Genomic DNA, 18,938 nt, shown 5'->3' with positions numbered 1-18,938 from the left:
CGCGCCAGCGGCCATCAAACACAGGCAGAATGGTTCTCGATGGCTGACTTGGCTCTTACCGCGCGTCTGAATCCCTCTGCCGCCGATGCCCGCCGCGGCGTGGTGCGGTTGCATGCCGAGGTGCTCACCGCCCTCGGGCTGCGGGAATGGGATGGGATCACCCTGGTCGGTTCGCGGCGCACCGCCGCGGTGGCCGGTCTGGCGCCCGCCGGAACACCGGCGGGAGTTGCCCTGCTCGACGACGTCACGTTGTCGAATGCCGGCCTGCGCGACAGCGCGACCGTGGTGGTCTCGCCCGCCACCGTCTACGGGGGTAAGCGGATCTCGGTGAGCGGCTCGGCGCATGCCACCGGGTCGATTCCGGCGGCGACGTTGCGGCAGGCGCTGCTGGGCAAGATCGTCACCGTCGGCGATACGGTCTCGCTGCTGCCGCGCGATCTCGGCCCGGATCTGCCCGCCTCGGCCGCGAGTCAGGCACTCTCGCGCACCTTCGGTATCGCCTGGACCACCGAACTGCTCACCGTCACCGCCACCGATCCCTCGCCCGGACCGGTGAGCGTGCAGCCCAATACCGCCGTGGACTGGGGTCCGGGAGCCATCGCGCCTGCGGGCGGCAACGGCAGGCCTGCCACCGTCTCGGCCCGGGAGGATTCCGCCGCGAGCATGACCACCGACCCGGCGGGCACGGTGGCCGCCGCTCGCTCGGGCCCGATCCCGGTCGAGGATCTGGTGGGCGCGCACACCCAGGCCGCCAAACTCACCGAATGGCTGACGCTGGCCCTGGACGAGCCCGAACTGCTGAAAACCCTTGGCGCCTCACCACATCTGGGCGTGCTGATCACCGGCCCGGCCGGCGTCGGCAAGGCGACGCTGGCCCGCGCGGTCACCGCACCGCGGCGCCTCATCGAGCTGGATGGCCCGGCTGTCGGCGCCGCTGAGAGCGGTGCCCGGCTGCGTGAGGTGGCCCAGGCGGTGGCGGAGGTGAGTTCCGGGCAGGGCGGGATCCTGCTCATCACCGATATCGACGCGCTGCTGCCCGCGACCGCCGAACCGGTGGCCACGCTGATCCTCGATCAGCTGCGCGCGGCGGTCGCCGAACCATGCGTCGCCTTCCTGGCCACCACCGCGCATCCGGCCGCGCTCGATTCCCGGTTGCGCGCCCCCGACCTGTGCGATCGTGAAATCGCGCTGACCCTGCCCACCGCGGCCGTGCGCCGGTCGCTGCTGGAACAGCTGCTGCGCAAGGTGCCGACGGGTGATCTGAAACTCGACGAGATCGCCGCGAAGACACCCGGTTTCGTGGTCTCGGATCTGGCCGCGCTGTGCCGGGAGGCGGCGCTGCGCGCGGCGTCGCGGGCCAATCGCGATCAGGCCGAACCGCGGTTGTCCCAGGACGACCTGGTGGGGGCGCTCGAGGTGATCCGGCCGCTGTCGCGTTCCGGGATGGAAGAACTGGCCATCGGCAGCCTCGGCCTCGACGACGTCGGCGATATGGCCGAGACCAAACAGGCCCTCACCGAGACGGTGCTGTGGCCGCTACGACATCCGGATTCCTTCGCCCGGCTCGGCATCGAGCCGCCGCGCGGTGTGCTGCTCTACGGCCCGCCCGGCTGCGGCAAGACCTACCTGGTGCGCGCTCTGGCCGGGACCGGACAGCTCAGCGTGCACTCGGTCAAGGGTGCCGAGCTGATGGACAAGTGGGTCGGCTCGTCCGAGCGCGCGGTGCGTGAGCTGTTCCAGCGGGCGCGGGATTCGGCGCCGTCGCTGATCTTCCTCGACGAGGTCGACGCGCTGGCGCCGCGGCGTGGGCAGAGTTCGGACTCCGGCGTCGGCGATCGGGTGGTCGCGGCGCTGCTCACCGAGCTCGACGGCGTGGAACCGCTGCGCGAGGTGGTGGTGCTCGGTGCCACGAACCGGCCCGAGCTGATCGATCCCGCGCTGCTGCGGCCGGGCCGGTTGGAGCGGCTGGTGTTCGTGCCGCCGCCCGATGCGCAGGCCCGGCTGGCGATTCTGCGGACGGCGGGACGATCGGTGCCGCTGGCCGATGACGTCGACCTGGCCGCGCTGGCCGAGGACCTCGACGGGTACTCCGCCGCCGACTGTGCCGCGCTGCTGCGCGAGGCGGCGCTGGCCGCGATGCGCCGCGATGTCGCCGCGGCCGACGTCACCGCTGCCGATATGGCGGCGGCGCGTTCGGTGGTGCGCCCCTCGCTCGACCCCGACCAGGTCGAATCCCTGCGCCACTACGCCGAAGCCAGGGCCGGCGACCGCTGAGACCACCCCTGTCTCCGACCGGTTTCCCGGCTCTCCTCACCGCCGCCGGAAGATTTGCGGAGGCATAGCCCGTCCGGCCGAATATGGCGGAACACATAGGCACCTGGACGCAAGTCCTACTATCCGCCCACGTAGGATGGGACCGCAGCACCCCGCCGCACCGACCCGACGGAGTGAAGTTTGCTCGGAATTCTGCTCGCCCATGCCTTGGCCGCTCTGCTTGCGCCGCTGTGCGTTCGGGCGATGGGTCGCAACGCGTTCTATGTGCTCGCCCTCGTTCCCCTCGGCAGTCTGAGCTGGGTCGTCGCGAACTGGAACGAGACCGTGCGGTCGCGGGTCAGCTGGGCGCCGAGCATCGAGATGAATATCGATCTGCGCTTCGATTCGCTGGCCGCGGTGATGTGTGCGCTGGTGCTCGGCATCGGGTCGCTGATTCTTTTCTATTGCGGACGCTATTTCGAGGACTCCGAGCCGAAGCTCGGCATCTTCGCCGCGCAGATGGTCGGCTTCGCCGGCGCCATGTTCGGTCTGGTCACCAGCGACAATATGGTGTTGCTGTTCGTCTTCTGGGAGACCACGACCGTCCTGTCGTTCCTGTTGGTCGGCCACAATTCCGAACAGGCGCAGAGCCGTCGCGCGGCGATCCAGGCGCTGCTGGTGACGGCGGCGGGCGGGCTGGCGATGCTGGTCGGCATCATCGTCCTCGGACAGACCTCCGGCAGTTATCTGCTCTCGGATCTGCTCGCCGCGCCGCAGCCGCCCAGCGGGCTCGCGGTGAACGTCGCGGTGGTGCTGATCCTGGTCGGGGCGCTCAGCAAGTCGGCCATCGTGCCGCTGCATTTCTGGTTGCCCGGCGCCATGGCCGCGCCCACCCCGGTGAGCGCGTACCTGCATGCCGCCGCCATGGTGAAGGCCGGTGTGTACCTGGTGGCGCGGCTGGCGCCGGTTTTCGCGACCAACCCGGTCTGGCATCCGATCGTGCTGGCGCTCGGCGGTGCCTCCATGCTGCTGGCCGGCGTGCGCGCGTTGCAGGTCAGCGACCTCAAGCTGGTGCTGGCCTTCGGCACCGTCAGCCAGCTCGGGTTCCTCATCCTGATGGTCGGCATCGGCACCCCCGATGCGGCGCTGGCCGGGCTGGCGCTGATCGTGGCGCACGCGCTGTTCAAGGCCTGCCTGTTCATGGTGGTCGGCATCGTCGACCACGGTGCGGGCACCCGTGATCTGCGTGCGCTCACCGGACTCGGCCGACGTGCGCCGCTGCTGTGCGCGGTCGCCGTGCTCGCGGCGCTGAGCATGGCGGGTATCCCGCTGATGGTCGGGTTCGTGGCCAAGGAGAGCGCGCTCGATGCCACCCTGCACGCCGATGTCCTGAGCGATCCGGCCCGGATCCTGCTGACCGTGGTGGTGACGCTGGGCTCGATGCTGACCGTCGCCTACAGCGCCCGCTTCGTCTGGGGCGCGTTCGGCGACAAGCCCGGCGTCACCGAGCCGGACTGGCATCGCCCCGGCGCGCTGCTGCTCGGCGCGCCCGCCGTGCTGGCCGCGGGCAGCCTGATCGCGGGCCTGGCCGCCCCCGGCCTGGAGGAGCTGATCAGCCCGTACGCGCGCTCGATCCCCGGCGTGCTCGGCGCGCATCTGCTGCTGTGGCACGGCTTCACCGACGTCCTCGCGCTGACCATCGTGATCGTCGCGGCGGGCCTGGTGATCTTCACCTTCCGGGGCCGGATCGGGGAATCCCCGCGCCCGCTGCTCGGCAACGCCGACCGCGCCTACGACGCCACCCTGCGCGGCATGGACAAGCTGTCGCTGCGGATGACGGGTTCGGTGCAGCGTGGTTCGCTGCCGGTCAGCCAGGCGATCATCCTCGGCACGCTGATCATCCTGCCGTCGGTGGTGCTGGCCCTCGGCACCAGGACCGGAGTGCGGATGCGGCTGTGGGATTCGCCGTTGCAACTGGCCATCGGCGCGATCATGGTGGCGATGGCGCTGGGCGCGACGGTGTTGCGCAACCGTCTGGCCAGCGTGCTGGTCGTCGGCGTCACCGGTTACGGCTGCGGCGTGATCTTCGCGCTGCACGGCGCACCCGATCTCGCGCTCACCCAGTTCCTGGTGGAGACGCTGACGCTGGTGGTGTTCGTGCTGGTGTTGCGGGCCTTCCCGGCCGAGATCTCGGGCGCGCGCACCGCCGGGTTCAACGTCCGGCGCGCGGTGCTCGCGGCCTGTGTCGGCGCCACCGTCACCGTGCTCGGCGCGTTCGCCGTCGCGGCCCGCAGCGCCGAACCGATCTGGCATCGCATCCCGGGCGCGGCCTACGAATTCGGCGGCGGCAAGAACGCGGTGAACGTCCTGCTGGTCGACATTCGCGCGTGGGACACCCTCGGCGAGATCTCGGTGCTGGTCGTGGCAGCGACCGGAGTGGCCTCGCTGGTGTTCCGCAGCAGGCGTTTCGGCAGCGCGCCGCGCGCGGTGGACGCGCCGAACTACCGGCCGGGGCTGGTGAGCTGGCTGCCCGCGGGCAGGCTGGTCGACCGGCGCGAACGGTCGATGGTCATGCAGATCACCACCCGCCTGGTGTTCCCGACCATGATGGTGCTGTCGGTCTACTTCTTCTTCTCCGGCCACAACGCCCCCGGCGGCGGGTTCGCCGGCGGGCTCACCGCGGGCCTCGCGCTGGTGCTGCGGTACCTGGCCGGTGGCCCGTACGAGCTGGGTGAGGCGCTGCCCGTGGAGGCCGGGCATCTGCTGGGCGCCGGGCTGGCGCTGGCGGCGGGCACCGCGACCACCTCGCTGATCTTCGGCGCCCCGCCGCTGTCGTCGGCGATCGTCGAGGTCACGCTGCCGCTGCTCGGCCACGTCAAGCTGGTGACCTCGCTGTTCTTCGACCTCGGCGTCTACCTCATCGTGGTCGGGCTGGTGCTCGACGTCTTGCGCAGCCTGGGCGCGCGGCTGGACCGCGAACTGGCCGAATCCCCGGAACCGAGCGAAGTCCGGGAGGCGACCGCATGACCGGGTCAGCGCCCGGAGGAGGCAGCTTGCGTAACCACGGAGGGCGCCCCGGTCATGCGCAGAAGGGCACAGCATGAGTGTGAATCTGACGCTGCTGATCGTCATCGGTGTGCTCGTTGCGTGCGGGGTGTATCTGATCCTCGAGCGGGCGGTGTCGAAAATGCTGCTCGGCATGATCCTGTTCGGCAATGCGGTGAACCTGCTGGTGCTCACCATGGCGGGCGCCGACGGCAAGCCACCCATCACCGGCGCCACCGACGCCGCCCATCAGGAGATGGCCGACCCGCTGGCCCAGGCCATGGTGCTGACCGCGATCGTGATCACCATGGGCCTCGCCGCCTTCGTGCTCGCCCTCGCCTACCGCTCCTACACCCTCACCACCACCGATGACGTCGAGAACGACCCGGAGGACGTCGGGATCGCGGCCACGCGCGAGCAGGAGGATCCCGAGGAATGAGGCTGTCGTCCGACCTGCTGCCGGTGCTGACTCCGCTGCCGGTGCTGATCCCGATGCTCGCGGCCGCGACCACGCTGGTGTTCGGCCGTCGTCCGCGCACCCAGCGACTCGTCGCGCTGGTCGCCCTGTCGGCGGCGGTGATGGTCTGCGCGCTGCTGCTGTTCCTCGCCGACCGCGACGGCACCACCGCCTTGCAGGTCGGCGCCTGGGAGACCCCGATCGGCATCACCCTGGTGGTGGACCGGCTCGCCGCGACCATGGAGCTGGTGTCGTCGATCGTGTTGCTCGCGGTCGCCGTCTACGGTGCGGGCCAGAACATTCGCGACGCCGATTCCCAGCAACCCACCTCGATCTTCTGGCCGACCTATCTGGTGCTGAGCGCCGGAGTGTCGATGACGTTCCTCGCGGGCGATCTGTTCAACCTGTTCGTCGGCTTCGAGATCCTGCTGGTCGCCTCGTTCGTGCTGCTCACCCTCGGCGCCACCGAGGAACGCATCCGCGCGGGCGTGTCGTATGTGATGGTGTCGATGCTGTCGTCGCTGATCTTCCTGACCGGCATCGCCCTGACCTACGGCGCCACCGGCACGTTGAACATGGCCCAGCTGGCGCTGCGGATGGACGAGGTGCCGGTCGGTATTCGTAACGCGGTGTACGCGGTGCTGCTGGTCGCCTTCGGCATCAAGGCGGCGGTGTTCCCGCTGTCGAGCTGGTTGCCCGACTCCTATCCGACCGCACCCGCGCCGGTGACCGCGGTGTTCGCCGGCCTGCTCACCAAGGTCGGTGTGTACTCGATCATCCGCACCTACACGCTGATCTTCCCCGACGGCGGTTTCGACAATGTGCTGCTCATCGCGGGCCTGCTGACCATGCTGGTCGGCATCCTCGGCGCGATCGCGCAGAGCGATATCCGGCGACTGCTCTCGTTCACCCTGGTCAGCCATATCGGCTACATGGTCTTCGGTGTCGGCCTGGCCAGCCGGATGGGGTTGTCGGGCGCGGTGTACTACATCGCCCACCACATTCTGGTGCAGACGGCGTTGTTCCTGGTGGTCGGCCTGATCGAACGTCAAGCCGGCTCGGCGTCGCTGCGCAGGCTGGGCGGGCTGGCCGCGGCGAGCCCGCTGCTGGCGATTCTGTTCCTGGTGCCCGCGCTGAATCTGGGTGGGATCCCGCCGTTCTCCGGATTCGTCGGCAAGGTCGCACTGCTCCAAGCCGGCGCGCAGAACGGCAGTGTGCTGGCCTGGACGCTGGTCGCCGGCTCGGTGGTCACCAGCCTGCTCACCCTGTACGTGGTGGCTCGGGTGTGGAGCAAGGCGTTCTGGCGTCCGCGCGCCGAGGCCACCGAAGGCCATCTGGCCGCCGCGACGCTGCCGACGCTGGTGGAGGATTCCACCGACATGCTCTACGACGAGCGCGCCGATCCGGGCCGGATGCCAGCCCTGATGGTGACCTCGACAGCCGCGCTGGTCGGAGTGGGTCTCGCGCTCACGGTCTGGGCCGGGCCGATCCTGAATATCGCCGACCGGGCCGCCGACGACCTACGCGACCGCGGCGTCTACATCACCGCCGTGCTCGGATCGGAGCCGCGATGAGCAGGGAAACTGTGATCCGGATCGCCATCCTGTGCTGGCTTGCCGCGGTATGGGTGGCGCTGTGGGGCCGGCTCAGCGTGGCCAATGTGCTGGCCGGGTTCGTGGTCGGCGCGCTGATCATGGTGACGCTGCCGCTGCCGCGGGTGCCGGTCACCGGCTGGGTGCGCCCGGTGCCGCTGATCCAGCTGATCGCGGTGAGCATCTACTACGCGCTCGAATCGAGTGTGCAGGTGGCGTGGTTCGCGATCCGGCCCGCACCGCCGCCCATCTCGGGCGTGCTGCGCGTCTACTTCAGCTTCAAATCGGATCTGGTGCTGGTGCTGTGCACCAATCTGCTCAATCTCATTCCCGGCACCATGGTGCTGGAACTCGATCGCGAACGCTGCGTGGTGTACGTGCACGTCATGGATGTGGGCAGCGATAAGGCGGTGGACAAGTTCTACAGCACCACCCGCCGGTTGGAGCGGCTGCTGATCGCCAGCTTCCAGCGTCCGGCGGCCCGTTCGGTACCGGAGGTGAGCGCATGATCGTCGTCGCCGTGACGGCCGCGATTCTGTTGGTGGCGGCCGCGGTGATCACCGCCTACCGCACCCTGGCCGGGCCGAGCACCCTGGACCGGGTGGTCGGCATCGACTCGCTGGTGGCGATGGCCATCTGCGGGCTCGCGGTGTGGGCCGCCTACAGCCGCGACACCACCGTGGTGCCCGCCATCGTGGCACTGGCGCTGGTCGGGTTCCTCGGCTCGGCCGCCGTCTCCCGATTCCGAGTGCGGGACGACCGATGATCACCGTCCTGGACTGGATCTCCGGCATCCTGATCGTGCTCGGCGCGGGCCTGGCCTTCACCGCGGCCATCGGCATCGTCCGCTTCCCCGACACCCTGATGCGCATGCACGCGGCAACCAAACCGCAGGTCATCGGCCTGAACCTGGTGCTCGCGGGCACCATCATCCGAGTCTACGACAGCCCTGATGCCTGGATGCTGGTGCTCGTCGGCCTGTTCACCCTGCTCACCGCACCGGTGATCGCGCACCTGATCGGCCGCACGGCCTACCGCGAGCAGCGGCATCGGGATGGCCTGCTCGCGGTCAACGAATTGGGCAACGAGCTGGACCAGCGGCCGGGGAACTGACCGGGCACACGCCGGCCGAGCCCGCAGTCATCGGCAGATCCCGGATCGGCCGAACCACCCGCCGGACTGCTGCTCGACGACGCCGCGGTAGCGCACCGCCTACTCGGCCGACGCCGCGACCGGCTCCAGCTCCTCGGCCCGCGCCTTCTGCCGTCGCGCGAACCAGGTTCCGTGGAACGCCGCCGCCACGGCCGCTAGCAGCGCCATCACGATGGTCCCGGCGAGCACCGGGTATTCCGCCATCGGCACGGCCAGGTAGCGGTAGGAGATCAGCAGGGCGGCCAGCACGAGCGCACCGCCGGCGACCAGCCGGATGCGGAACCAGCCCCAGCCGCGCTCCGGCTCGCGCAGCGCCGACTCCACCGTCAGGCACAGCACCGCGCCCGCCACCAGGTCGACGCCGTAGTGGTAGCCGAAGCCGAGCGTCGCGGCCAGCGTGCACAGCAGCCAGAACATGCCGCCCCAGCGCAGCCAGCGTGGCGCCAGGCTGCCGTCGGCGGCGCGGCGGGTGTGCAGGAACACCGCCAGCGCCCACGCGGTGTGCATGGACGGCATGCAGTTGCGCGGGGTCACCGAATCGAAGTCCAGGGCCGAGGGATTGCGGTCGATCGGCGGGACGACCTGCGGCCAGTAATTGCCCAGCTGGAATCCCGCCCCGTCGGCCCCGAAGGCGAACATCGGGCCGACCACCGGGAACAGCACATAGATCAGCGGTCCGACCAGGCCGAGCACCAGGAACGTCCGCACCAGGTAATGGCTGGGCCAGCGTCCGGTCGAGACCACCCCGCGCGACTGCCACACCGCCACCACGATCGCCGCGGCGGGCAGTTCGATGTACACCCAGTGCAGCACCGCCTCCACCGACGGGCCGAGGGTCTCGAGCACCCGTCCCATCACCCAGGACGGGTCACCGAGTGCGTGATCGGCGAGCATCACGTATTCGTCGAGCACTTGCGGCTGGGTGAGGATCGTGACGTGCAGCCAGACGTCGCCGACCTTGGTGGCCAGGATCAGCAGCGCACCGAGGGCCGCCGCGTGCAGGGCATTGCGCCGTTCCACGCCGTCCCAGCGCACGAGTGCGAGCACCGCGATCGCGGTCAGCACGATCACCGGGCCATTGCCCACCGTGAACGGCTCACCCGCCAGCATCCGCCCACCCGCACAGACGACGTCGATCGCGACCGCCGCGCCGAGCGCGATGATCCGCCGCCGCACCGGCAACCCGACCAGTGCCAGCACCAGGCCCGCCCACGGCACCGTCATCGACTTCGGTGTGCCCGCGTAATCACGCCACAGACTCTCCAGCGGACCTTCGAACCCCTGCGTGAGCGCCACCACCTGGAGGGCGATCAACAAGGCGGGGACCGCGGCGATCGCGGCGCCCAGTGCGAGGACCCGAATCCGAGTACGCGGCATGGACAATCGGGCCGCGGCACCAACTCTGGAGTTCGGATCTTCGACTAGCACATCGACCATGTTAAACGGCAGGTGAACGTCATCCCCCTGGCCGAGGGAACGTCAGGCGTCCACGGCCTGCGCGGCTACTGGTCCAGTTCCTTGACCAGCGCATCGACCACCGCGACAAGATCGCCCTGCGCGGCCGCCGCCACCTTGCGCTGCCGCTGGTAGGAGGCGCCCCGGACCGGGATTTCGGCCACCGAGGCGAGTTCGTCGGCGCAGCCGAGCAGTTTGGCCGTGGGCTCCAAACGGTTCAATAGCTCGTCGAGGTCATCTGTGACGAGTCGCTCATTACTGTCGGAGTCGACGATGACGATCGCGTCGAGCCCGTAGCGCGCGGCCCGCCACTTGTTCTCCTGCACATGCCACGGCGGCAGCGTCGGCAGCTGTTCACCGTTCTCCACCCGGCGGTCCAAGTCGACGATGAGGCAGTGGATGAACGCCGCCATCGCCGCCAGTTCGGCGCGGGTGGAAATACCGTCGCAGACCCGAACTTCGATGGTGCCCCATTTCGGGGCGGGACGGATATCCCAGTGCATGCCGCCGAGCTGTTCGAACACACCGGTTTTGAACTGGTCGTGCACGAAATACTCGAACTGGGTCCAGTTCTCGAACTGGAACGGCAGCCCCGCGGTGGGCAGCTGCTGGAACATGAGTGCCCGATTGCTGGCATAGCCGGTATCGGACCCCGACCACATCGGCGAAGAAGCCGACAGCGCGAGCAGATGCGGATACGACAGCAGCAGCGAGTTCAGGATGGGAAAGACCTTGTCCTGATGCGACACTCCGACATGCACGTGCACGCCCCAGATCAGCATCTGCCTGCCCCACCACTGGGTGCGCTCGATCAGCTCGTCGTAATGCGGTGAGCGGGTCAGCTGCTGGGCCGACCACTGCGCGAACGGATGGGTGCCCGCGCAGAACAGGTCCACGCCGAGGGGATCGGCGGCACGGCGCACCGTGTTCATGGTGGCGCTCAGATCGTCCATCGCCTCGCCGACGCTGTTGTGCACGCCGGTGACGAGTTCGACGGTATTGCGCAGCAGTTCCTTGGTGACCTGCGGGGTGCCGTCGTGGGCGCGCAGATCACCCACCGAATCGAAGACCGCCGCAGCGGTATTGGACAGATCGCGCGTCACCTTGTCGACGAGCGCGATCTCCCATTCGACACCGATGGTCGGGCGGGGCGAACCGTGGAAGACAACCCTCTCGATCCCAGCCCCACCCATGCCGGCACGCTCCTACTGGATCACGCCGCAGGCGACGCGGCCACCCGCGTCACCGGTCGCCAGGGTGGCCTCGTCCGGACCGGTACCACCGGGGTGGCTGTAGCGGCTGGGGATATTGCCGAAGTTGTCCGCGTCGGCGTGGATGATCAGCGCCTTGCCACGGATATCGGACATGCTGACCTTGTCGGTGGTGGTGACCAGGGTGGCGTTGCCGTCCTCACGTACCTGCAACGACGTCAGATCGCCGCTGGCCGGATGCGAGTTGGCGGCGCCGACCTGGAGGTGGCCACCGGCGGAGAGGAAGTCGCCGGCCGAACCACCGGTGGGAGCCACCGAATTGGGCTCACACTTGCCGACCTGGTGGATGTGCAGGCCATGGAAGCCGGGGCGCAGTCCGTGCGCCTCGATGCTGATCTTCAGGAAGCTGCCGGCCTCGGTGATGTCGGCGGTGCCGACGGTGGTTCCGGCGGCGTCCTTCAGCTCGACCTTGGTGCCGCCCGCGGCCGGGGTCTCACCGTGCTCACCGGTGCCGGTGCTGCCGTGGCCGCCGCCGTGACCGCTCTCGGTACCGGCCGGGGCGGGCGAACTCGTCCACACCGGCGGGGTCGTTCCCTGGACGTCACTCGACTCCTGGCTGTTCGTGCAGGCGGTGAGGCCGAAGACGGCGATCGCCAGCACCGGGGTCACGGTCCGCCAGGACGGGCGACGAGTTGTGGACGGTGCCATCGGGGAACTCCTTTACGAGTACCGAGTTTACGAGTAAAGCTGGGTGGACACGTTGTTTTATCGGTCAAGATGATGCCACGCCCGCCGTGTCGCTCGATCCTCGGGCCGTGTCGGACTACTGATCAGTTACCCGTCACCACGACGACCACGCCGGCGGAACCGCCGCCCAATCCGGGAATCATCGGCGCCACACCGGCGCCCAGAATCGCCGCGACGGCCTCGGCCGCCGCCTTGTCGCCGCTGGCATTGCCGTAATAGACGGTGGTCGCGGGGATGGTCGAACCCGCGTAGTTGCCCGCGGACGCGTTGGTCCAGCCGTTGGCCTTCAGCTGGTTCACCGTCCGGGAGGCCAACCCGGCGACCAGGCTGTTGTTGAGCACCCGGATCGGCGTCGACTGATCCACCACCGGGGTGGTGGAGGTGGTGGTGGTCGGGGCCGCCGTCGTCGTGGTCGGCTTCGCCGTGGTGGTGCGCGCGGAGGTGGCCTGCGGGGCCACCGCGACCGAGGTGGTCGTCTCCGGTGCGCTGGTCTCGGCGGCCGACTCGGTCTCGGAGTCCGCGCTCGACAACGACATCGCGCCGAGACCGGCGAAGACGATGGCCAGTGCGATCAGCACCATCGCCAGCGCTCGCAGCGGGATCCCGCCGGAAGTGGGTTTCGGGTAACTCACCTGTTCGAGCCTAGTCCGTCACACCTGAAAGCCGAGCCGCCGCGCGGCCCGGGCCTTCTGCCTGCTGGCCCGCAGCCGACGCAGCCGTTTGACCAGCATCGGGTCGGCGGCCAGCGCCTCCGGACGGTCCACGAGCGCGTTGAGCACCTGGTAGTACCGGGTCGGCGACATCGAGAACAGCTCGCGGATGGCTTCTTCCTTGGCGCCGGCGTACTTCCACCATTGACGCTCGAAGGCCAGGATGTCGTGTTCGCGACGGCTCAGGCCGTCGTCGTCTCCGGCCTGCTGAGTGGCCGTGACCTCGTCGCTCGTAGAAGGGCTGTCCTGGATTGCGGAAAGGTCCCGCGCTGCTGCGCCGTCCATCTTGCTCCCTCGCCGAGTCACCGTCGGACGAAATGATGCTTGTACGTCGCCGATCATTCAACCATGGGGATAGCCGTTCGCGCCGTCTGTCCGGCGGCGTGTCCGGTACCAGCGGTTACGCGTCGCGACGGCCGGTGTGGGCGGTTTCCGGCCCCCGAAACGGACCCGCCGAGGGGCGGCGCGCACCACGTGAGGCCGAGGCGGCAAAATTGGGCGTATGGCAATCCTCCCTATCGTCATCGTCGGCGATCCCGTTCTGCACAACCCGACCGAGCGGGTGACTCAGTCGCCGGAGGAGCTGGCCGGGCTGATCGCTGACATGTACGAGACGCTCGACGCGGCCAACGGCGTGGGCCTGGCCGCCAACCAGGTGGGGAAGCCGCTGCGGCTGTTCGTCTACGACTGCCCGGATCAGGCCGCCGACGGGACCGTCACCCGCCGCCGCGGCGCGGTGATCAACCCGGTGCTGGAGACCTCCGAGATCCCCGAGACCATGCCCGATCCCGATGACGACGAAGAGGGCTGCCTGTCGGTGCCCGGCGAGCAGTTCCCGACCGGCCGGGCCGAGTGGGCCAAGGTCACCGGTATCGACGAGCACGGCCAACCGGTGGAGATCGAGGGCAAGGGTTTCTTCGCCCGGATGTTGCAGCACGAGGTCGGCCATCTCGACGGCTTCCTCTACGTCGACGTGCTGATCGGCCGAAATGCCCGCGCCGCCAAGAAGGCGATCAAGCGCAACGGCTGGGGCACACCGGGTTTGAGCTGGCTACCGGGCACCGTGCCGGATCCGTTCGGGCATGACTGATTTCGCCGGTATTCCACTCGGCCGCCGGGTGGTCATGCGGTATCTGCTGCCGGAGGGCTACCCGCAGCCGATGTCGGATGTGATCGGCGAGCTGGTCTCGCTCGATCCGCCGACGGTGCGCGGCGCCGACGGCCAGGTGGTGTCGGTGGCGCCGGACCGAGTTGTCGCATTGAAAGCCTTGGGGCCCAGGCCGATTCGGACCCGCGAGATCCGAGCGCTCGAGGCGGCGGCGGCCGACGGCTGGCCCGGCGCCGAGCACGCCTGGATCGACGGCTGGCTGGTGCGCGCCGGAAACGGCTACACCGACCGCGCGAACTCCGCAGTCCCCCTGGGCAATTCCGACGGCCCACCGCTGGTCTCGGCGGACGCGCTACAGCGAATCGGCGCCTGGATGGCCGAGCGTGGCCTGCCGTTGCGGCTGCAACTGCCCGACCGGCTGGCCCCGCCGCCGTCGGGCTGGCACACCTGGGGCGAGACGGCGGTGCTCGGGATCGATCTGGACAACTTCGTCCTGCCGCGCGGCCCGTCGATGGTGCGCATCGCACCCGCGCCCGACGCGGCGTGGCTGGATCTGCATCGACGTCGCGGCGAGGAGCCCGGCGATCCGGCCGCCCCGATGCCCGACCTCGACGTACTCACCGCGGTGCGTGCGGGCGAGATCGGCTTCGCTTCGCTCGGGCTGCCCCAGCCGATCGCGATCGGCCGTGGCGCGCTCACCACCGCACCGGACGGCAGGCACTGGATCGGGCTGACCTGCGTGGCGACCGAGGCCAAGCATCGGCGCCACGGTCTGGCCTCGCTGGTGTGCGCCGAGCTGATCCGCTGGGGCCGCGATCGTGGCGCCACGCACGCGTATGTGCAGGTGGAGGCCGATAATGCCGGCGCGCTCGCGCTGTACCATGACCTCGGTTTCCTCGACCACCATCACTACCGCTACGCAGCCCCCGGCCCCCGCATCCCGGTGGTCGGGTAGAACGGGATCAGGCCGTTCATCCACCTCTCTTCGACAAGGAAACCCGTGCGCCTCGCGACCTGGAACGTCAACTCGATCCGCTCCCGGATCGACCGAGTCGCGGCCTTCCTCGACCGCCAGGACATCGACGTGCTGGCCATCCAGGAAACCAAATGCCGCGACGACCAGTTCCCCTACGAACGCTTCGACGAGCTCGGCTACGAGGTGGCGCATCTGGGCATCAACCAGTGGAACGGCGTGGCCATCGCCTCGCGCGTCGGCCTGGCGGACGTCGAGTTGGCCTTCCCGGACCAGCCGGGCTTCGACAAGAACGCGGGCGAATCGCTGATCGCCACCCCGGTGGTGGAGTCGCGCGCCATCGGCGCCACCTGCGGCGGCGTGCGGGTGTGGAGCCTGTACGTGCCCAACGGCCGCGCGCTCGACGACCCGCACTACGCCTACAAGCTGGAATGGCTGGCCACGCTGCGCGATAACGCCGCGCGCTGGCTCGCCGAGGATCCGCAGGCCAAGATCGCGCTGGTCGGCGATTGGAACATCGCCCCCACCGACGACGACGTCTGGTCGCCGGAGTTCTTCGCGGGCAAGACCCACACCTCCCAGCCCGAACGCGACGCGTTCGCCGCCGTGCTCGACACCGGGTTCGCCGACGTCATGCGCCCCTTCGCGCCCGGCCCCGGGGTCTACACCTATTGGGACTACACCCAGCTGCGCTTCCCCCGCAAAGAGGGCATGCGCATCGATTTCGTGCTCGCCTCCCCCGCGCTCGCGGCCACCGTCACCGACGCGGTGGTCGATCGGGAGGAGCGCAAGGGCAAAGGCGCCAGTGACCACGCGCCGGTGATCGCCGAGTTCACCGACTGACCCCGGCCGGCAGCGCTTCCGAGCCACCGGCGGCGCGACAGCGCACTGATACCGTTGGCGCATGAGTACCGAATCCGTGGTGCGACCGCGAGCTCAGCATCTCGGGCCGCAACGGCGCAGGCCGCAGGTGCTCGACGCCGCCTTGGCCATCGCGATCGAACAGGGCATCGCGGCGGTCACCATCGCCGCGGTCGCCGAGCGGATGAAGGTCACCCGTCCGGTGGTGTACGCGTGCTTTCCCGATCGCGTCGCGCTGATCGAGGAGTTGATCCGCCGCGAGGAGGGCTACGTCGCCGACGGGGTGTTCGGCGCGCTGCGCGAACGTGACGTCGACGCCGGCGAAGCCGTCTTCGTCGAGGGTTTCCGTGCGCTGCTCGAGGTGGTCGCGGCCCGGCCGGAATCGTGGCTGCTGCTCTACGGGAACCCGGACCCGGCCGTCGCCGGTTCCTTCGGGCGTGGCCGTGCGCTGGTCGTGCAGCGCTGCACTCGGTTGCTGCGCCCGACGCTGCGCGCCTGGGGCATCGAGGACGCCGATCGCAAGCTTCCGGTGCTGGTCGAGCAGTGGATGTCGGCCGGTGAGGGCGCGGTGCGCAGCCTGCTCGCCGATGACGGGAAGTGGACGCCGGAGGAACTCGGTGCGTTCGTTGGCTCCGCGGTCTATCGGGCGCTGCGCAACGCCTGAGCCCGGTCAGCCGCGCCCTGACGCAGGCGCCCGGAGCATCCCGAGTCGGCTCGGGAACGCGCCCCGTGGGTGGCGCGGCTGTTGTCGACCGGGCGGTTTCCCCGCCCCGCCGCTCGGCGGCACCGGTGCCGATCCGCCGACGACTTCTCCGGCCGGCCGCGAGCCGCCCCGGACACCGGTATCCGCGGCATACGATGGAACCGGCTGTCCGTCCGTTCGGCGGGAGGTGTGGTCATGGCTTTCTATCGGCAGGTGGGGTCGGTGCCGCCGAAGCGGCATACCCAGCATCGCGACGATCAGGGGCGCCTGTTCTACGAGGAGCTCATGGGTGAGGAGGGCTTCTCCGGCGATTCCTCGCTGCTGTATCACCGCGGGCTGCCGCCGGCGATCGTCGAGGCGACGGTGTGGGAGCTGCCCGATCAGTCGACCACACCCAATCATCCGCTGCGCCATCGGCATCTGCGGTTGCACGAGCTGTTCCCTGGCGACAGCTGGGCCGATGTCGACGTCGTCACCGGACGCCGATTGCTGCTCGCCAACGCCGACGTGCGCCTGTCCTACGTCGTCGCCGGGACCGCCTCCCCGCTGTACCGCAACGCCATCGGCGACGAGCTGGTCTACGTGGAATCGGGCGCCGCCGTGGCGGAGACGGTCTTCGGTGCGCTGCCGGCCAGGCAGGGCGATCAGGTGCTGATCCCCAGGGCCACCACGCATCGGTGGCTGCCGATCGGCCCCGACCCGTTGCGCACCTACGTGATCGAAGCGTCGAGTCACATCACGCCACCGAAGCGGTACCTGTCGAAATTCGGTCAGCTGCTGGAGAATTCACCGTACTGCGAACGCGATCTGCACGGGCCGGCCGAACCGCTGCTCGCGATCGGCACCGATATCGAGGTGCTGGTCAAACACCGGCCGGGCGCACAGATCGTCGGCACCAGAATGGTGTACGCCACCCACCCGTTCGACGTGGTCGGCTGGGACGGCTGCCTGTACCCGTTCACCTTCAACATCAGCGATTTCGAACCGATCACCGGCCGGGTGCATCAGCCGCCGCCGGTGCATCAGGCCTTCGAGGCCACCAATTTCGTGGTGTGCAATTTCGTGCCGCGCAAGGTCGACTATCACCCGCTGTCGATTCCGGTGCCCTACTACCACTCCAATGTCGATTCCGACGAGATCATGTTCTATTGCGGCGGGAATTACGAGGCCAGGCGCGGGTCGGGCATCGGGCAGGGCTCGATCTCGGTGCATCCGGGCGGATACGCGCACGGTCCGCAACCCGGGGCGTACGAGGCGAGCATCGGGGTGGAGTTCTTCGACGAGCTGGCCGTCATGGTCGATACCTTCCGCCCGCTCGAACTCGGTGAGGCCGCGCTGGCCTGCGAAGATCCCGGATACGCGTGGACCTGGTCCGGGCGGGGACCGCGGTGAGGACGCGCATCGAGGTCGCGCCGGATTCGCCGTTCGGGCCCGAGCATCTGCCGTACGGGGTGTTCGCGCCCGGTGGCGACGATTACCGGGTGGGCGTGCGGGTGGGCGATCACGTCATCGATCTGGCCCTCGCGCTCGACGATTCGGTCTTCGCCCGGCCGGAACTCAATGCTTTTCTGGCGCAGGGTCCGCAGCGGTGGGCGCAGGTACGTGAGCGGGTGCGCGAACTGGTCGACGGCGGGCTCTCCGCGGACGCGGTCTTCCCGCTGGCCGCGGTGCGCCTGGCGCTGCCGGTGCGGATCGGCGACTACGTCGATTTCTACGCCAGCATCGACCATGCGACGAACCTGGGAAAACTGCTGCGTCCGGGTTCGGAGCCGCTGCTGCCGAATTGGCGTCATCTGCCGGTGGGCTATCACGGCCGAGCGGGAACGGTCGTGGTATCGGGCACCGATATCGTGCGTCCGCGCGGGCAGCGGCGAACCGATTCGGGCACACCGGATTTCGGACCGTCGCGGCGGTTGGATATCGAGGCCGAACTCGGTTTCGTCGTCGGCGTCGGTTCCGAGCTCGGCAGCTCGATCAGCACGTCCGCCTTCGCCGACCATGTTTTCGGCGTCGCGCTGATCAACGACTGGTCCGCCCGCGACATCCAGGCCTGGGAATATCAGCCGCTCGGACCCTTCCTCGGGAAATCCTTCGCGACCTCGATGAGTGCTTGGATCACTCCGCTCGCGGCACTGGAATCGGCGCGGATACCGACGCCACCCCAAGACCCCGAGCCCCTGCCCTATCTGCGCGACGGCGAATCATGGGGGCTCGATATCGAGCTGTGCGTGCGATGGAACGGCGTGCCGGTGGTGCATCCGCCGTACGCCCGGATGTACTGGTCACCGGCCCAGATGCTGGCCCACCTCACCGTCAACGGCGCCGCCACCCGCCCCGGCGACCTCTACGCCTCCGGCACCATCTCCGGCCCCACCCCCGCGGAACGCGGTTCGTTCATGGAGCTGTCCTGGGGCGGCGCCGAGCCGCTCACCGTCGACGGCGCCGAGCGCACCTTCCTGCTCGACGGCGACGAGGTCACCATCACCGCCACCGCACCGGGAACCGCCGGTACCCGCCTCGCACTCGGCGAAGTCACCGGACGGATCCTGCCCGCACGCGAAGGGTGACGCCGCCATCAGAGCCAGGCCGCGATTCGAGCCGATCGATTCGCACCGGTTCAGCGGAAACCGCGATGAATTCCGCGCCGGCGAGCAGTCTGCATGGATAAGGC

Annotated in this window: 18 protein-coding genes; 13 read left to right on the top strand and 5 right to left on the bottom strand. The window is 69.2% G+C overall.

Features of this window, described 5'->3' with window-relative positions:
* Positions 1-39 precede the first annotated feature (39 nt).
* The 7 genes from FEK34_RS20440 (at position 40) to mnhG (ending at position 8,460) form a co-directional block, all read left to right on the top strand.
* Positions 40-2,274 (top strand): AAA family ATPase, encoded by a 2,235-nt coding sequence (locus tag FEK34_RS20440; protein ID WP_138449999.1) that lies wholly within the window; start codon positions 40-42, stop codon positions 2,272-2,274.
* A 180-nt stretch (positions 2,275-2,454) separates the two neighbouring features.
* A complete protein-coding gene (locus FEK34_RS20435) occupies positions 2,455-5,280 on the top strand; it encodes a Na+/H+ antiporter subunit A (protein ID WP_138449997.1) in 2,826 nt (941 codons plus the stop codon).
* Between the two features lie 73 nt (positions 5,281-5,353).
* Positions 5,354-5,737: a Na(+)/H(+) antiporter subunit C gene (locus FEK34_RS20430; protein ID WP_138449995.1), complete on the top strand. Its 384-nt coding sequence runs from the start codon at positions 5,354-5,356 to the stop codon at positions 5,735-5,737.
* Entirely contained in the window at positions 5,734-7,329 is a 1,596-nt protein-coding gene (locus FEK34_RS20425) for a Na+/H+ antiporter subunit D (RefSeq protein ID WP_138449993.1), read from the top strand. The genes FEK34_RS20430 and FEK34_RS20425 overlap by 4 nt, the downstream gene beginning before the upstream one ends.
* Entirely contained in the window at positions 7,326-7,856 is a 531-nt protein-coding gene (locus tag FEK34_RS20420; RefSeq protein ID WP_138449991.1) for a Na+/H+ antiporter subunit E, read from the top strand. Before FEK34_RS20425 ends, FEK34_RS20420 begins: the two co-directional genes overlap by 4 nt.
* Complete coding sequence (locus tag FEK34_RS20415; RefSeq protein ID WP_036540808.1) at positions 7,853-8,113, top strand: monovalent cation/H+ antiporter complex subunit F; 261 nt, start codon at positions 7,853-7,855, stop codon at positions 8,111-8,113. The genes FEK34_RS20420 and FEK34_RS20415 overlap by 4 nt, the downstream gene beginning before the upstream one ends.
* Entirely contained in the window at positions 8,110-8,460 is a 351-nt protein-coding gene (mnhG, locus tag FEK34_RS20410; RefSeq protein ID WP_036540811.1) for a monovalent cation/H(+) antiporter subunit G, read from the top strand. The genes FEK34_RS20415 and mnhG overlap by 4 nt, the downstream gene beginning before the upstream one ends.
* A 99-nt stretch (positions 8,461-8,559) precedes the next feature.
* Here the strand turns inward: mnhG and FEK34_RS20405 are convergent, their stop codons facing one another.
* From FEK34_RS20405 to FEK34_RS20385, 5 genes are all read right to left on the bottom strand, one after another.
* The gene (locus tag FEK34_RS20405; protein ID WP_138450518.1) at positions 8,560-9,876 is read right to left on the bottom strand and encodes a phosphatase PAP2 family protein; all 1,317 of its coding nucleotides are present in this window, start codon (positions 9,874-9,876) and stop codon (positions 8,560-8,562) included.
* A gap of 125 nt (positions 9,877-10,001) precedes the next feature.
* A complete protein-coding gene (locus FEK34_RS20400) occupies positions 10,002-11,147 on the bottom strand; it encodes a glutamate--cysteine ligase (protein WP_138449989.1) in 1,146 nt (381 codons plus the stop codon).
* Between the two features lie 12 nt (positions 11,148-11,159).
* Positions 11,160-11,873 (bottom strand): superoxide dismutase[Cu-Zn], encoded by a 714-nt coding sequence (gene sodC / locus FEK34_RS20395; RefSeq protein WP_138449987.1) that lies wholly within the window; start codon positions 11,871-11,873, stop codon positions 11,160-11,162.
* 122 nt (positions 11,874-11,995) lie between these two features.
* On the bottom strand, positions 11,996-12,544 hold the full coding sequence (locus FEK34_RS20390; protein ID WP_171048311.1) for a LytR C-terminal domain-containing protein: 549 nt from the start codon (positions 12,542-12,544) through the stop codon (positions 11,996-11,998).
* 18 nt (positions 12,545-12,562) lie between these two features.
* Entirely contained in the window at positions 12,563-12,907 is a 345-nt protein-coding gene (locus tag FEK34_RS20385) for a DUF3263 domain-containing protein (RefSeq protein WP_138449985.1), read from the bottom strand.
* A gap of 217 nt (positions 12,908-13,124) precedes the next feature.
* Between FEK34_RS20385 and FEK34_RS20380 the strand changes: the two genes are divergently transcribed.
* The 6 genes from FEK34_RS20380 (at position 13,125) to fahA (ending at position 18,834) form a co-directional block, all read left to right on the top strand.
* The gene (locus FEK34_RS20380; RefSeq protein ID WP_138449983.1) at positions 13,125-13,712 is read left to right on the top strand and encodes a peptide deformylase; all 588 of its coding nucleotides are present in this window, start codon (positions 13,125-13,127) and stop codon (positions 13,710-13,712) included.
* Entirely contained in the window at positions 13,705-14,685 is a 981-nt protein-coding gene (locus FEK34_RS20375) for an N-acetylglutamate synthase, CG3035 family (protein ID WP_138449981.1), read from the top strand. Before FEK34_RS20380 ends, FEK34_RS20375 begins: the two co-directional genes overlap by 8 nt.
* Positions 14,686-14,730: 45 nt before the next feature.
* Positions 14,731-15,546 (top strand): exodeoxyribonuclease III, encoded by an 816-nt coding sequence (locus FEK34_RS20370; protein ID WP_138449978.1) that lies wholly within the window; start codon positions 14,731-14,733, stop codon positions 15,544-15,546.
* A gap of 61 nt (positions 15,547-15,607) precedes the next feature.
* Positions 15,608-16,228 (top strand): TetR/AcrR family transcriptional regulator, encoded by a 621-nt coding sequence (locus FEK34_RS20365; protein ID WP_138449976.1) that lies wholly within the window; start codon positions 15,608-15,610, stop codon positions 16,226-16,228.
* A gap of 234 nt (positions 16,229-16,462) precedes the next feature.
* Positions 16,463-17,659 carry a homogentisate 1,2-dioxygenase gene (locus tag FEK34_RS20360; protein ID WP_138449974.1) on the top strand — a complete coding sequence of 399 codons (1,197 nt, stop codon included), beginning with the start codon at positions 16,463-16,465 and terminating at the stop codon, positions 17,657-17,659.
* Positions 17,656-18,834, top strand: a complete 1,179-nt coding sequence (gene fahA, locus FEK34_RS20355) for a fumarylacetoacetase (protein ID WP_138449972.1) — start codon at positions 17,656-17,658, stop codon at positions 18,832-18,834. Before FEK34_RS20360 ends, fahA begins: the two co-directional genes overlap by 4 nt.
* Positions 18,835-18,938: the final 104 nt, after the last annotated feature.

It is taken from the genome of Nocardia cyriacigeorgica (assembly GCF_005863245.1).
GTDB classification, from domain to species: Bacteria; Actinomycetota; Actinomycetes; order Mycobacteriales; family Mycobacteriaceae; genus Nocardia; species Nocardia cyriacigeorgica_C.
Note: the sequence above shows the minus strand (reverse complement) of the source record. Positions and strands in the feature narration are given on the sequence as shown.